General features: G+C 48.1%; 1 rRNA gene. It reads left to right on the forward strand.

Annotation, left to right across the window (positions count from 1 at the left end):
• A 23S ribosomal RNA gene (locus BT999_RS00005) occupies positions 1–607 on the forward strand; the annotation flags it as partial.

Here is a 607-nt window from a genome sequence, read left to right on the forward strand (position 1 = left end):
TTAAGCGAAAGTGTAGCCGAAGCGAAAGCAAGTCTGAATAGGGCGAATAGTTGTGCGGAGTAGACCCGAAACCGGGTGATCTATCCATGAGCAGGTTGAAGCAAAGGTAAAACTTTGTGGAGGACCGAACCCTTAACGGCTGAAAACGTTTGGGATGACTTGTGGATAGGGGTGAAAGGCTAATCAAACTCGGTGATAGCTGGTTCTCCCCGAAATATATTGAGGTATAGCCTCGGAATAGTTTGACGGAGGTATAGCACTGAAAGGGCTAGGGGTCTTACCAGATTACCAAACCCTATCAAACTCAGAATACCGTCTAAACGTTTTCCGGGAGTCAGACTGTGGGTGCGAAGATCCATAGTCAAAAGGGAAACAGCCCAGATCGACAGCTAAGGTCTCCAAGTCCATGCTCAGTGTATAAGGTAGTGGGGGCGCATAGACAGCCAGGAAGTTGGCTTAGAAGCAGCCATCTTTTAAAGAAAGCGTAATAGCTCACTGGTCTAGTGCCCCCGCGCCGAAAATGTATCGGGGCTAAGCATGGCACCGAAGCTTCGGGATTATATTTATATAATCGGTAGGGGAGCGTTCTTAATACGCTGAAGGCGTT

Origin of the sequence: Desulfovibrio litoralis DSM 11393, from assembly GCF_900143255.1 — a bacterium.
In the GTDB taxonomy this organism is placed as follows: Bacteria; Desulfobacterota; Desulfovibrionia; order Desulfovibrionales; family Desulfovibrionaceae; genus Frigididesulfovibrio_A; species Frigididesulfovibrio_A litoralis.